This is a genomic window from Amycolatopsis japonica (assembly GCF_000732925.1).
GTDB lineage: Bacteria > Actinomycetota > Actinomycetes > Mycobacteriales > Pseudonocardiaceae > Amycolatopsis > Amycolatopsis japonica.
The window spans coordinates 5,392,347-5,405,880 of sequence record NZ_CP008953.1; the positions used below are offsets into that span (position 1 = coordinate 5,392,347).

13 protein-coding genes are annotated in these 13,534 nt (G+C 69.5%); 1 reads left to right on the forward strand and 12 read right to left on the reverse strand.

Annotated elements, in window-relative coordinates; translation table 11 throughout:
* Positions 1-250: 250 nt before the first annotated feature.
* The 12 genes from metK to pyrR all read right to left on the reverse strand — a co-directional run bounded on the left by metK (position 251) and on the right by pyrR (position 12,710).
* Complete coding sequence (gene metK / locus AJAP_RS24745) at positions 251-1,453, reverse strand: methionine adenosyltransferase (protein ID WP_038523818.1); 1,203 nt, start codon at positions 1,451-1,453, stop codon at positions 251-253.
* Between the two features lie 96 nt (positions 1,454-1,549).
* Entirely contained in the window at positions 1,550-2,770 is a 1,221-nt protein-coding gene (coaBC, locus tag AJAP_RS24750) for a bifunctional phosphopantothenoylcysteine decarboxylase/phosphopantothenate--cysteine ligase CoaBC (protein WP_084098330.1), read from the reverse strand.
* Complete coding sequence (rpoZ, locus tag AJAP_RS24755; protein WP_005152353.1) at positions 2,763-3,032, reverse strand: DNA-directed RNA polymerase subunit omega; 270 nt, start codon at positions 3,030-3,032, stop codon at positions 2,763-2,765. The genes coaBC and rpoZ overlap by 8 nt, the downstream gene beginning before the upstream one ends.
* 23 nt (positions 3,033-3,055) lie before the next feature.
* Complete coding sequence (gene gmk / locus AJAP_RS24760) at positions 3,056-3,685, reverse strand: guanylate kinase (protein WP_084098332.1); 630 nt, start codon at positions 3,683-3,685, stop codon at positions 3,056-3,058.
* On the reverse strand, positions 3,682-3,999 hold the full coding sequence (gene mihF / locus AJAP_RS24765) for an integration host factor, actinobacterial type (RefSeq protein WP_003096398.1): 318 nt from the start codon (positions 3,997-3,999) through the stop codon (positions 3,682-3,684). Before mihF ends, gmk begins: the two co-directional genes overlap by 4 nt.
* Positions 4,000-4,106: 107 nt before the next feature.
* Positions 4,107-4,946, reverse strand: coding sequence for an orotidine-5'-phosphate decarboxylase (gene pyrF, locus AJAP_RS24770; protein ID WP_038515588.1), 840 nt, complete (start codon positions 4,944-4,946; stop codon positions 4,107-4,109).
* Positions 4,943-8,257: a carbamoyl-phosphate synthase large subunit gene (carB, locus tag AJAP_RS24775; RefSeq protein ID WP_038515589.1), complete on the reverse strand. Its 3,315-nt coding sequence runs from the start codon at positions 8,255-8,257 to the stop codon at positions 4,943-4,945. Before carB ends, pyrF begins: the two co-directional genes overlap by 4 nt.
* Positions 8,257-9,390, reverse strand: a complete 1,134-nt coding sequence (gene carA / locus AJAP_RS24780) for a glutamine-hydrolyzing carbamoyl-phosphate synthase small subunit (RefSeq protein ID WP_038515591.1) — start codon at positions 9,388-9,390, stop codon at positions 8,257-8,259. Before carA ends, carB begins: the two co-directional genes overlap by 1 nt.
* Positions 9,390-9,899 (reverse strand): PH-like domain-containing protein, encoded by a 510-nt coding sequence (locus AJAP_RS24785; protein ID WP_038515593.1) that lies wholly within the window; start codon positions 9,897-9,899, stop codon positions 9,390-9,392. The genes carA and AJAP_RS24785 overlap by 1 nt, the downstream gene beginning before the upstream one ends.
* Entirely contained in the window at positions 9,896-11,188 is a 1,293-nt protein-coding gene (locus tag AJAP_RS24790) for a dihydroorotase (protein ID WP_038515594.1), read from the reverse strand. Before AJAP_RS24790 ends, AJAP_RS24785 begins: the two co-directional genes overlap by 4 nt.
* The gene (locus AJAP_RS24795) at positions 11,185-12,117 is read right to left on the reverse strand and encodes an aspartate carbamoyltransferase catalytic subunit (RefSeq protein WP_038515595.1); all 933 of its coding nucleotides are present in this window, start codon (positions 12,115-12,117) and stop codon (positions 11,185-11,187) included. The genes AJAP_RS24790 and AJAP_RS24795 overlap by 4 nt, the downstream gene beginning before the upstream one ends.
* The gene (gene pyrR / locus AJAP_RS24800; RefSeq protein ID WP_016333099.1) at positions 12,114-12,710 is read right to left on the reverse strand and encodes a bifunctional pyr operon transcriptional regulator/uracil phosphoribosyltransferase PyrR; all 597 of its coding nucleotides are present in this window, start codon (positions 12,708-12,710) and stop codon (positions 12,114-12,116) included. The genes AJAP_RS24795 and pyrR overlap by 4 nt, the downstream gene beginning before the upstream one ends.
* Positions 12,711-12,970: 260 nt before the next feature.
* Here pyrR and bldD point away from each other — a divergent pair, with 260 nt between their 5' ends.
* Positions 12,971-13,459, forward strand: a complete 489-nt coding sequence (gene bldD / locus AJAP_RS24805) for a transcriptional regulator BldD (RefSeq protein ID WP_003096372.1) — start codon at positions 12,971-12,973, stop codon at positions 13,457-13,459.
* Positions 13,460-13,534: the final 75 nt, after the last annotated feature.

Genomic DNA, 13,534 nt, shown 5'->3' on the forward strand with positions numbered 1-13,534 from the left:
CCTAGGTACAGGAAGGACCCCTTCATGTACCTCCGGCAAGCAGCGACGCGCCAGCACCACGCAGGCCGGGGTCTCAACCTGGCAGCCTCGCGTGATCGAACGGACGACACGCGTGATCCGGCGGACGACACGCGTGACTGGATGGACGACACACGCGCAACCAGGCTCCGACCCCAAACGCCGTGAAGGCCTCCTTCCCTACCCTCAAGGTAGGCAAGGAGGCCTTCACGGAACGGAATGCAACGACGGATCAGGCGCCCGCGGCCGACTTCAGGTCCGCGGCCCGCGCCGTGTTCTCCCACGGGAGCGCCAGCTCGGGACGGCCGAAGTGGCCGTACGCGGCCGTCGGCGCGTAGATCGGGCGAAGCAGGTCGAGGTCGCGGATGATCGCGGCCGGACGCAGGTCGAAGACCTCCGTGATGGCGGCCTGGATCTTCGACGGGTCGACCGTCTCGGTGCCGAAGGTCTCGACGAAGAGGCCCACCGGGGCCGCCTTGCCGATCGCGTACGCGACCTGGACCTCGGCGCGGGAAGCGAGCCCGGCCGCGACGACGTTCTTCGCCACCCAGCGCATCGCGTACGCGGCCGAGCGGTCCACCTTGGAGGGGTCCTTGCCCGAGAACGCGCCGCCACCGTGACGGGCCATGCCGCCGTAGGTGTCGACGATGATCTTGCGGCCGGTCAGGCCCGCGTCACCCATCGGGCCGCCGATGACGAAGCGGCCGGTCGGGTTGACCAGCAGCCGCACGTCGGAGGTGTCGAGCCCGAGCTCGGCGATCTCCGGGGCGACCACGTGCTCACGGACGTCGACGCCGAGCATCTGCTCCAGGTCGATGCCGTCCGCGTGCTGGGTGGACACGACCACCGTGTCGAGCCGCACCGGCTGGTCGCCGGCGTACTCGATGGTGACCTGGGTCTTGCCGTCCGGGCGCAGGTACGGCAGCACGCCTTCCTTGCGGACCCGGGTCAGCCGCTGCGAGAGCCGGTGCGCCAGCGCGATCGGCAGCGGCATCAGCTCGGGGGTGTCCGAGCAGGCGTAGCCGAACATCAGGCCCTGGTCGCCGGCGCCCTGGCGGTTGATCTCGTCCTCGTCGGATTCCACGCGGGACTCGTACGCGGTGTCGACACCCTGCGCGATGTCCGGCGACTGGGAGCCGATCGCGACGTTGACGCCGCAGGAGTTGCCGTCGAAGCCCTTGGCCGAAGAGTCGTAGCCGATCTTCAGGATCACGTCGCGGACGATGGTCGGGATGTCCGCGTAGGCCTCGGTGGTCACCTCGCCGGCGACGTGCACCTGCCCAGTGGTGATGAGGGTTTCGACCGCCACCCGGCTGCGCGGGTCCTTGGCCAGCAGGCCGTCCAGGATCGAGTCGCTGATGGCATCGCAAATTTTGTCGGGATGACCTTCAGTCACCGATTCCGATGTGAACAGTCTGCTCGTGGACGCGGTCACGGTGCCCGTCACTCCCTCACCTAGACGTCTGATGCCTAGAAAGTTAGGCACCCCTCAGCTTGAACTCAAGCCTACTGACTATCGCTTTGGGGGCTCTCAACGCTTCATCAAGGTCACAACAGCATCCCACAATGTGGACGCGAGTTCGGCCTTGGCGCCGAGCGGGATCGGGATTTCGGTGCCGTCGGCCCCGAGCAGCCAGCCCGAGTTGTCCTCGGTGCCGAAGGCCTTCCCTTCACCGACGGCGTTCACCACCAGCAGATCCGCGCCCTTGCGCTTGAGTTTGACCCTGGCGTGGTCGAGGACGCCACCCTTATCGTCCCCTGTTTCGGCGGCGAACCCGACGACCACCTGGCCAGGGGTCCGATTCCGCACCAGTTCGGCCAGGATGTCCGCGTTGCGCGCGAGTTCGACGACGGGATCCGGCGCGTCGTCGGACTTCTTGATCTTGTGATCGGCCCGGTTCGAAGGCCGGAAGTCGGCGACGGCGGCGGCCATCACGAGGACGTCGGCGGAGGCGGCCTCGGCGTGCATGGCCCGGCGCATCTCCTCGGCGGTCGACACGTGGACGACCTTCGCGCCCGCGGGCTCCGGCAGCGCGACGGTGTGCGCGGTGACCAGGGTGACCTCGGCGCCACGCTGGGCGGCGACGCGGGCCAGCGCGTAACCCTGCTTGCCCGACGAACGGTTGCCCAGATACCGGACCGGGTCCAGCGGCTCACGGGTGCCGCCCGCCGAAATGGCCACGCGCACGCCTTCGAGGTCACGCGTGAGGGCCTTCGGCACGGCGAGCAGGAGCCGGGCGAGGTCGACGATCTCGGCCGGGTCGGCGAGCCGTCCCTTGCCGGTGTCCTTGCCGGTCAGCCTGCCGGCGGCGGGTTCGGCGACGCCCAGGCCACGCGACCGCAGCAGCGCCACGTTGTCGCGGGTGGCCGGGTGCTCCCACATCTCGGTGTGCATCGCCGGGAAGAAGGCGACCGGGCACCGGGCGGTGAGCAGGGTGTTCGTCAGCAGATCGTCCGCGATGCCGTGCGCGGCCTTGGCGAGCAGGTTCGCCGTAGCGGGGACGACGATCACCAGGTCGGCTTCCTTGCCGACGCGGACGTGCTGGACCTCGGGCACTTCGGTGAACACGCCGGTGTGCACCGGGTTCCCGGAAAGTGCCTCGAAGGTGGCCGCGCCGACGAAGTTCAGCGCGGCTTCGGTGGGGACCACGCGGACGTCGTGACCGGATTCGGTCAGCCCGCGCAGGACCTCACAGGCCTTGTAGGCGGCGATCCCGCCACCCACGCCCAGAACGACCTTGGGTTTACTCACCCTCGGTGTGCTCGAGCAGACCGCCGTGGATCTCGCGCAGGGCGATGGACAGCGGCTTCTCGCGCGGGCCCGGCTCGACCAGCGGGCCGACGTACTCCAGGAGACCCTCGCCCAGCTGGGCGTAGTAGTCGTTGATCTGGCGAGCGCGCTTGGCCGAGTAGATCACCAGCGCGTACTTCGAGCTGACCTTCTCGAGGAGGTCGTCGATGGGCGGGTTGGTGATGCCTTCGAGCTCTTCGTGCAGCGTGGCCTGAGTCGTCACTCGTGGTGCTCCGAATCTTCGGTTTACTTGTCGCCGGTTATCAAGTTTAGCAACTGCTCGGCGGCCTCTCGCACGTCGGCGTTGACGACGCGCTCGTCGAACTCCCCGGCGGCGGCGAGTTCGCGTTCCGCCTCGGCCAGCCTGGCCTTCACGGCGGCCTCGTTCTCGGTGCCGCGGCCGGTCAGCCTGCCGACCAGTTCGTCCCATGACGGCGGCATCAGCATCACCAGCCGGGCTTCCGGCATCGCCTTGCGGACCTGCCGCGCGCCCTGGAGTTCGATCTCCAGGATCGCGTTGCGGCCCTCGGCCAGCACCCGCTCCACGGGCCCGCGCGGAGTGCCGTAGCAGTTGCCCGCGAACTCGGCGTGTTCGAGCAGTTCGCCCTCGGCGACCATGCGGTCGAACTCGGCCCGGTCGATGAAGTGGTAGTGCTCGCCGTCCACCTCACCCGGCCTCGGCTTCCTGGTGGTCACCGAGACGCTGAAATAGATCTTCGGATCCAGCTTGCGCAGCTCCCCCGCCACGCTCGACTTCCCGACCCCCGAAGGCCCTGAGACGACCGTGAGCCGGTGCCGGGATTCGACTCCCGCCACCGGCTCACCGCCGCGGTCAGCGCCCGGGTTCACCGGGTGGTCCTGACCGGTGCCGCTCACTCGCCGCTGAATTCGGCCAGCAGCGCCTTGCGCTGCCGGTCGCCGAGGCCGCGAAGACGACGGCTGGGTGCGATCTCCAGTCGTTCCATGGTCTGCTGGGCACGGACCTTGCCGACGCCCGGAAGAGCCTCGAGCAGAGCCGAGACCTTCATCTTGCCGAGGACTTCGTTCTCCTCGGCCTGCTTCAACACGTCGACCAGAGTGGTACCGCCCCGCTTCAGCCGCTCCTTCAGCTCAGCACGGATGCGGCGGGCGGCGGCGGCCTTCTCCAGCGCCGCAGCGCGCTGTTCCTCTGTCAGCTGGGGAAGTGCCACGTTTTCCTCCGGTAGTTCTCAAATCTGGGTGGGTGTGGCGACGGTACCCACCCGTTACCTCGGCCCACAATGCGGGGGTGGCCGGTCATGACGGATTCCCGGGCCTGCTATTGGCCTTTTTCCAGGGGACCGAGGGAATCCCGGGTCCGCCGAACGGCCGCACGCAACGCTTCGGGGTCCGGCCCGTGCCTGAGGACGTCGCGGGACGACGCCGGGAGCACACCCGGCAGTCCCGGGCCGAAAAGGGCCCGCAGATCGGCCGGAGTGGCCCCCTGGGCCCCGAAACCGGGTGCCAGGACGGGACCGTTCAACCCGCTCAGATCGAGCTGTCCCGGCGCGATGGTGGCGCCGACGACGACACCGATGTCCCCCAGGGGGCCGACGCCCGCGTTGTACCCGGCCGCCGTGTCGACGATGTCCTGCGCGACGGTCTTTCCGTTGGGAAGCAAGGCGTTCTGCAATCCCTGCGCCTCCGGGTTGGAGGTGCGCGCGAGGACGAACAGGCCCTTGCCCTGCGCCTGCGCGACCTCCAGCGCGGGCGCCAGCGAACCGAAACCGAGGTACGGCGACACCGTGATGGCGTCCGCCTCGAGTTCCGCGCCGCCGGGCAGGAACGCCGCCGTGTACGCCGCCATCGTCGAACCGATGTCGCCGCGTTTGACGTCCAGCAGGACGAGCGCACCCGCTTCCCGGCACACCTTCATCGTCTTGGCCAGAACGGCGACCCCAGGAGGCCCGTAGGCCTCGAAAAAGGCCGACTGGGGCTTGATCACCGCGACCTCGGGCGCGAGCGTCTCAGCGGCCGTGAGGGCGAACTTCTCCAGTCCGCCCGCGTCCGCCGGGAGACCCCACGCTTCGAGCAACCCGGGATGGGGGTCGATACCGGCGCACAGCGGCCCCTTTTCCGCGACCGCCCGCGCCAGCCTCGCCCCGAACCGCTCGCTCATGCCTTGGCCTTCAGCGCCGCCTGCAGGCTCTGCAGCGACCGCACGCCGATGTCGCCCTTGATGACGGCCTCTATCCCGTGCACGGCCGCCGCCGCGCCCTGCACCGTGGTGATGCAGGGGATATCACGCGACACCGCGGCGGTGCGGATCTCGTAGCCGTCGATACGCGGACCGCTGTTGCCGTACGGGGTGTTGATCACCATCTGTACCTCGCCGCTGAGGATGACGTCGACGACGTTCTGCTCCCCCTCGGCCGAACCTTCGTAGTGCTTGCGCACGACGGTGCAGCCGATCCCGTTGCGCCGCAACACTTCCGCGGTACCCGAGGTGGCGAGGATCTCGAACCCGAGATCCGCCAGCCGCTTCACCGGGAAGACCAGCGAACGCTTGTCGCGGTTGGCGACGGAGACGAACACCTTGCCGGAAGTCGGCAGCGAACCGTAGGCACCGGCCTGCGACTTGGCGAACGCCTTGCCGAAGGAGACGTCCACGCCCATGACCTCGCCGGTGGACTTCATCTCCGGGCCGAGCAGCGAGTCGACGCCGTGGCCCTCGGGGGTGCGGAAGCGGTGGAACGGCAGGACCGCCTCCTTGACCGCGACCGGCGAATCGGCGGGCATGTGGCCGCCGTCACCCTCGGCCGGGAGGACGCCGGACTCGCGCAGATCCTTGATCGACGAGCCGGTCATGATCAGCGCCGCGGCCTTCGCCAGCGGCACCGCGGTCGCCTTCGACACGAACGGCACCGTCCGCGACGCGCGCGGGTTGGCCTCCAGGACGTACAGGACGTCGTCCTTGAGCGCGTACTGGACGTTCAGAAGCCCGCGGACGCCGACGCCGCGTGCGATGGCCTCGGTCGAACGGCGCACCGTCTCGATGTCGGTCCGGCCCAGCGTGATCGGCGGCAGCGCGCACGAGGAGTCGCCGGAGTGGATCCCGGCCTCCTCGATGTGCTCCATGACGCCGCCGAGGAAGAGCTCGTCGCCGTCGAACAGCGCGTCGACGTCGATCTCGATGGCGTCGTCGAGGAACCGGTCCACCAGCACCGGGTGTTCCGGGGTGACCTCGGTGGCGCGGTGGATGTAGCCGGCGAGGGACTCCTCGTCGTAGACGATCTCCATGCCGCGCCCGCCGAGCACGTAGGACGGCCGCACGAGGACCGGGTAGCCGATCTGGTCGGCGATCCGCTTCGCGCCCTCGAACGAGGTCGCCGTGCCGTACTTCGGCGCGGGCAGCCCGGCGTCGGTGAGGACCTCGCCGAACGCGCCGCGGTCCTCGGCGAGGTGGATCGCGTCCGGGGAGGTGCCGATCACCGGCACACCGGCGTCGGCGAGACGCTTCGCGAGCGAGAGCGGCGTCTGGCCGCCCAGCTGCACGATGACGCCGGCGACGGTGCCCGACTCCTGCTCGGCGTTGACGACCTCGAGGACGTCCTCGAACGACAGCGGCTCGAAGTAGAGCCGGTCCGAGGTGTCGTAGTCGGTGGAGACGGTCTCGGGGTTGCAGTTGACCATGACGGCCTCGAAACCGGCCTCGCGCAAGGCGATCGCGGCGTGCACGCACGAGTAGTCGAACTCGATGCCCTGCCCGATGCGGTTCGGCCCGGAGCCGAGGATCAGCACCTTCGGCTTCTCGGTCTGCGCGGTGATCTCCGACTGCGCCGCGGGGTCGGTCTCGTAGGCCGAGTAGTGGTACGGCGTCTTGGCCGCGAACTCGGCCGCGCAGGTGTCGACGGTCTTGTACACCGGCCGCACCCCGAGACGGCGGCGCAGCGCGCGGACGCCGTCCTCCCCGGCCAGTTCCGGCCGCAGCGAGGCGATCTGGCGGTCGGAGAGGCCGATCCGCTTGGCGCGGCGCAGCAGCGGCTCGTCGAGCACCTGGGCGTCGCGGACCTCGGCGCCGACCTCGCCGATGAGGGCGATCTGGTCGATGAACCAAGGGTCGATGCCCGATGCCTCGTGCACCTGCTGGACGGTGGCGCCGAACCGCAGCGCGCGCTCCACCTCGTAGAGACGCCCGTCGTGCGGGGTGCGCAGTGCCTCCAGCACGGATTCCAGCGTCGCGCCCTCGGGGTCGGGGCGGGTCCAGAAGCCGGTGGCCTTGGTGTCGATGGACCGCAGCGCCTTGCCGAGCGCCTCGGGGAAGCTGCGGCCGAACGACATCGCCTCGCCGACGCTCTTCATCGTCGTGGTCAGCGTCGGGTCGGCGCCCGGGAACTTCTCGAAGGCGAACCGCGGCACCTTCACCACGACGTAGTCCAGCGTCGGCTCGAAGGCCGCCGGGGTCTCGCCGGTGATGTCGTTGCGGATCTCGTCGAGCGTGTAGCCGATGGCCAGTTTCGCGGCGATCTTGGCGATCGGGAACCCGGTCGCCTTCGACGCCAGCGCGCTGGAGCGGGACACGCGCGGGTTCATCTCGATGACGACCATGCGGCCGTCCTCGGGGTTGATCGCGAACTGGATGTTGCAGCCGCCGGTGTCGACGCCGACCTCGCGCAGCACCGCGATGCCGACGTCACGCATGTGCTGGTACTCGCGGTCGGTCAGGGTCATCGCGGGCGCCACGGTGACCGAGTCGCCGGTGTGCACGCCCATCGCGTCGATGTTCTCGATCGAGCAGACGACCACCACGTTGTCGTGCCGGTCGCGCATGAGCTCGAGTTCGAACTCCTTCCAGCCGAGGACGCTCTCCTCGATGAGCACCTCGGTGACCGGCGACTCGTCGAGGCCGGTGGAGGCGAGCCGCTCCAGCTCCTCGTCGGTGTGCGCCATGCCCGAGCCGAGCCCGCCCATGGTGAACGACGGCCGGATGACCACCGGGAGGCCGACCTCGGCGACGGTCGCGCGGACCTCGTCCATGTCGTGGCAGACCCGCGAACGCGGCACCTCGGCGCCGATCGTGCGGACGATGTCCTTGAACTTCTGCCGGTCCTCGCCGCGCTGGATGGCATCGACGTCGGCGCCGATCAGCTCGACGCCGTACTTCTCCAGGACACCCCGGTCGTGCAGGGCGACGGCGCAGTTCAGCGCCGTCTGCCCGCCGAGGGTCGCGAGGATCGCGTCGGGGCGCTCCTCGGCGATGACCTTCTCGACGAATTCCGGGGTGACCGGCTCGATGTAGGTCGAGTCGGCGAACTCGGGGTCGGTCATGATGGTCGCCGGGTTCGAGTTCACCAGCGAGACGCGCAGTCCCTCTTCGCGGAGTACGCGGCAGGCCTGGGTGCCGGAGTAGTCGAACTCCGCCGCCTGGCCGATCACGATCGGCCCGGAGCCGATCACCAGCACGTGCTGGATGTCTGTCCTCTTCGGCATTACTTGGCCTTCTCCATCAAGCTCACGAACTCATCGAACAGGGGGGCCGCGTCGTGCGGGCCGGCGGCGGCCTCGGGGTGGTACTGCACCGAGAACGCGGGGACGTCGAACGCGCGGACACCTTCGACGGTGTCGTCGTTCGGGCAGTAGTGCGAGATCTGCGCGGCGCCGAACGGCGTCTCGAACCGCTGGCCCGGCTCGCCTTCGAGGGCGAAACCATGGTTCTGCGCGGTGATCGCGACCCGTTTGGTGGCCACGTCGATCACCGGGATGTTGATCCCGCGGTGGCCGTAGCGCATCTTGTACGTGCCCAGCCCCAGCGCACGGCCGAGGATCTGGTTGCCGAAGCAGATGCCGAACAGCGGGATCTCCCGCTGCAGCACCGATTTCGTCAGCTCGGTGGCGTGCGCGGTGGTCGCCGGGTCGCCGGGACCGTTGGACAGGAACACGCCGTCCGCCTCGACCGCGAGCAGATCGTCCACAGTGGACGACGAGGGCAGCACGTGCACCTCGATGCCGCGCGCGGCCATCAGGCGCGGGGTGTTGGACTTGATGCCCAGGTCCAGCGCGGCCACGCGGAACTTACGCTCGCCCTGCGCTTCGACGACGTACGCCTGCTTGGTGGTGACCTCACCGGCGAGGTCGGCACCCTTCATCTGCGGGCTCGCCTGCACCTGCGCGAGCATCTCCTCGTCGGAGCCCAGCGCGTCGCCCGAAAAGACGCCGGACCGCATGGCGCCCTGCTCGCGCAGGTGCCGGGTCAGCGTGCGGGTGTCCACTTCGGAGATCCCGACGACGCCCTGGCGTTCCAGTTCCTCGTCCAGAGTGCGCTTCGAGCGCCAGTTGGACGGGGTGCGCGCGGGGTCGCGGACGACGTAGCCGGAGACCCAGATGCGCGAGGACTCGTCGTCCTCGTCGTTCCAGCCGGTGTTGCCGATCTGCGGCGCGGTCTGGACCACGATCTGCCGGTGGTAGGAGGGGTCGGTCAGCGTCTCCTGGTAGCCGGTCATCCCGGTGCAGAACACCGCCTCACCCAGGCTGCGGCCGCGGGCGCCGTACGCGGAACCGCGGAACACCCTGCCGTCTTCGAGGACCAGTGCCGCGGGGGTCCTAATGCCGTTCGCGGTGCTCATCAGGCACCTCCCTTGATGTCGTTGGGAATGTCTTGCAAAGCTTCGATCCACTGTGGATAGTCGTCGACGTCGTCGCCGCGGAAGCCGGTGTCCAGCTCGACGTCGCCGGCCAGCCAGGTGATGACGAGCAGGGCGTCGATGCCCATCACCTTCCCGGCCATCCCCTTGTCCTTGCGGACGCCGGTGACCGAGGCGCGCGGGATCCAGAAGTCCGGGGCACCGCCGCGTTCGATGGCGATCCCGTCTTCGTGCAGGCGCCAGACCGCGCCGGTGCGCAGACCGGCGCCGCGCGTGACGACGCGGTCCTGCCAGTGCCCGGCGGTGGTCGTGCTGACGTAGAGGCCGGTCGATTCGAGCGACACCTCGCCGGGTTCGGCGGGGATCTCGGCGAACGGCGGGACCTGGACGCTCTGCGCCCGGGACTTCCGCCGCCAGCCGCGCCACATCAGGAACACGCAGAAGAGGAAGAAGGCGAAGACCGCCAGGGTCAGCAGGATCCGGTCACTCATTGCGCGATCTTCCCTTCCCGCGCGGTGATCCGCCCGCGCAGCAACGTCGCCGTCACCACGCCGGGGAGCCGCATTCCTTCGTACGGGGTGTTGGCCGCGATACTCGCGAACTCGGCGCCTCGCACGGTCCACTCGGCGTCCGGGTCCACCAGCGTCAGGTTGGCGGGTTCGCCGACCTCGATCGGGCGGCCGTGGTCGGTCAGGTTCCCGATCTCGGCGGGCCGCTCGCTCATCACCCTGGCGACGCCCCGCCAGTCCAGCAGGCCGGTGCGGACCATGGTCTCGACCACGATCGACAGCGCGGTCTGCAGCCCGAGCATGCCGGGGCGGGCCGAACTCCACTCGCAGTCCTTGTCCTGGACCGCGTGCGGCGCGTGGTCGGTCGCGACGCAGTCGATGACGCCCTCGGCCAATGCGGCGCGCAGCTTCTCGGCGTCGGATTCCGTGCGCAGCGGCGGGTTGACCTTGTTGACCGGGTCGTAGGTGGCGAGTCGCTCGTCGGTCAGCAGCAGATGGTGCGGGGTGACCTCGGCCGAGACCTTGGTACCGCGGTCCTTGGCCCACTTCAGGATGTCCGCGGTGCCCGAGGTCGAGACGTGGCAGACGTGCAGCCGCGCGTTCGCGTGCTCGGCGAGCAGGCAGTCGCGGGCGACGATCGACTCCTCGGCCGAGGCGGGCCAGCCGGTGTAGCCCAGGCGCGCGGCCTGCTCGCCTTCGTGCGCCTGCGCGCCGACGGTCAGCCGCGGTTCCTCGGCGTGCTGGGCGATGACCACGCCGAGCGCCGTCGAGTACTCCAGCGCGCGGCGCATGAGCAGCGGGTCCGCGACGCAGAGGCCGTCGTCGGAGAAGACCTTCACCCGGGCCTCGGACTTCGCCATGGTGCCCAGTTCGGCGAGTTTCTCGCCCTTGAGACCCACGGTGACCGCGCCGACCGGGTGCACGTCGACCAGCCCGGCCTCCTGGCCGCGCCGCCACACGTGGTCGACGATCACCGCGTTGTCGGCCACCGGATCGGTGTTGGCCATGGCGAACACCGCGGTGTAGCCGCCGAGCGCGGCCGCGGCCGAACCGGTGGCGATGGTCTCGGTGTCCTCACGGCCGGGTTCGCGCAGGTGGGTGTGCAGGTCGACGAAACCGGGGAGCAGCACCTGGCCGCCCGCTTCGATCACTTCGGCGTCGTCAGGAACGTCGAGGGAACCGATGTCGGTGATGACCCCGTCCTCGACGAGCACGTCGACCGGATCGCCCTCGCCGTAGGGGCGGGCGCCCTTGATCAGGACGGTGGTCACGCGGCGGCTCCTTCGCTGGCGAGCAGGTGGTAGAGGACCGCCATGCGCACGTGGACGCCGTTGCGGACCTGTTCGGTGATGGCCGAGGCCGGGGAGTCGGCGACCGCCGAGGCGATCTCCATCCCGCGCAGCATCGGGCCGGGGTGCAGGACGACGGCGTGCTCGGGCAGGAGCTTCATCCGCCGTTCGTTGAGGCCGTAGGCGATCGAGTACTCGCGCGCGCTCGGGAAAAAGCCCCCGTGCATGCGTTCGGCCTGGACCCGCAGCATCATGACCGCGTCGAGCGCGGGCAGTTCGGCGTCGAGTTCGTGCGACACCGTGACCGGCAGGCTCTCCACGCCGGCGGGCAGCAGCGTCGGCGGCGCGACGAGCACCACCTCCGCGCCCAGCGCCGACAGCAGGTGGATGTTCGACCGCGCGACCCGGCTGTGCAGGACGTCGCCGACGATCCCGATGCGGCGGCCCTCGAACGAACCGAGGCGCTCCCGCAACGTGGCCGCGTCGAGCAGCGCCTGCGTCGGGTGTTCGTGGGTGCCGTCCCCGGCGTTGACGACCGCCGTCCCCGCTTCGGCGAGCCAGCCCGAAAGCCGCTGCGCCGCACCGGAGGCGGGGTGCCGGATGATCACGCAGTCGGCACCGGCCGCGGCCAGCGTCAGCGCGGTGTCCCGCAGCGATTCGCCCTTGTTGACCGAGGAACTGGACGCGGAGACGTTGATCACGTCGGCGCTCATCCACTTCCCCGCGATCTCGAACGAGACGCGGGTGCGGGTGGAGTTCTCGTAGAACAGCGTGATGACGGTGCGGCCGCGCAACGTCGGCAGTTTGCGGACCTCGCGGCCCAGCAAGGTGTGCTTGAGCTCTTCGGCGGTGTCCAGCACGGCTGTCGCGAACGCCGGGTCGAGCCCGTCGGTGGCGAGCAGGTGCTTCACGATCGATCTCCTTCTGGTTGCGCGCGAAGCAGAACCGTGTCCCGTCCGTCCACTTCGGACAGCAGGACCTCGATCCCCTCGGCGCGCGAGGTGGGCACGTTCTTGCCCACGTAGTCGGCGCGGATCGGCAGTTCGCGGTGACCGCGGTCGACCAGCACGGCCAGCTGGACCGCGCGCGGGCGGCCGTGGTCGCGCAGGGCGTCGAGGGCGGCGCGGATGGTGCGGCCGGAGAACAGCACGTCGTCGACCAGGATCACCACCGCGTCGTCGATACCGGTCGGCGGCAGCTGCGAATGTTCGAGCGCGCGGGGCGGGCGACGGCGGAGATCATCACGGTAGAGCGTGATGTCCAGCGCGCCGGTCGGCGGACGGATGCCGGAGAACTCGGCGATCTTGTCCGCGAGCCGCAGAGCGAGCGGCGTTCCCCTGGTGGGGATGCCCAGCAACACGGGCGGAGTCGAGCCACCGGCACCGAGAGCGGTCTTCTCGATGACCTGGTGGGCCATTCGGGCGATCGTGCGCGCGACATCGCCGGACGAGAGCAGCTCGCGCTCTCCCGCCGGTTCCGCCGCGCCACGCGGGCGTGACGACAAGGCGGACCTCCTTCCCCGCCTCTCTGGACGGGTCCTTAAAGGACGTCGACTTCCTGCGTAGCGAGGAAATCTCCCCGACACTAGCAGGAGCGATGGCTCATTCTTACGAGTGGCGCGCCCCAGGTGACGAAGGCCTCTCGAAAGCACCCGCTTGACCTGGTGACAACTATGCGTAACCATTACTCTGAGTATTCGACTCTAGGAGTCCCCTGGACCGGTCACCCCGACCGGTTGGGGGTGAGGAAACGGAGAACCACCAGATGGGCGATTACGCCAAGGCGCTCGGGGCCAAGCTCCGCGGGATCCGCCAGCAGCAGGGCCTGTCCCTGCACGGGGTCGAGCAGAAGTCCGGAGGCCGCTGGAAGGCCGTCGTCGTCGGTTCGTACGAGCGCGGCGACCGCGCCGTCACCGTGCAGAAGCTCGCCGAGCTCGCCGATTTCTACGGCGTCCCGGTGGTCGAGCTGCTGCCGGAGGGCCGGGTGCCGTCGGGCGCCGAGCCCGCCACGAAGATCGTCATCAACCTGGAGCGGCTCCAACAGCTCCCGGCGGAGAAGGTCGGGCCGCTCGCCCGCTACGCCGCCACCATCCAGAGCCAGCGCGGCGACTACAACGGCAAGGTGCTCTCCATCCGCACCGAGGACCTGCGTTCGCTGGCGATCATCTACGACATGACCCCCGGTGAGCTCACCGAGCAGCTGATCGACTGGGGTGTGCTGCCGCCCGAGGCTCGACCGTCCAAAGAGGACTAGAGATGGCGACGTTTTCGGTCCGGGGGGACCGGAAACGCCAACCGGCACCACCGAGCACGAGAACGGGCCGTGCCC

Excerpts from the sequence above, each read along its gene's own strand:
- carA (WP_038515591.1), bottom strand. The coding sequence starts at position 9,390 with ATGAGCACCGCGAACGGCATTAGGACCCCCGCGGCACTGGTCCTCGAA.
- bldD (WP_003096372.1), top strand. The coding sequence starts at position 12,971 with ATGGGCGATTACGCCAAGGCGCTCGGGGCCAAGCTCCGCGGGATCCGC.
- AJAP_RS24785 (WP_038515593.1), bottom strand. The coding sequence starts at position 9,899 with ATGAGTGACCGGATCCTGCTGACCCTGGCGGTCTTCGCCTTCTTCCTC.
- carB (WP_038515589.1), bottom strand. The coding sequence starts at position 8,257 with ATGCCGAAGAGGACAGACATCCAGCACGTGCTGGTGATCGGCTCCGGG.
- pyrF (WP_038515588.1), bottom strand. The coding sequence starts at position 4,946 with ATGAGCGAGCGGTTCGGGGCGAGGCTGGCGCGGGCGGTCGCGGAAAAG.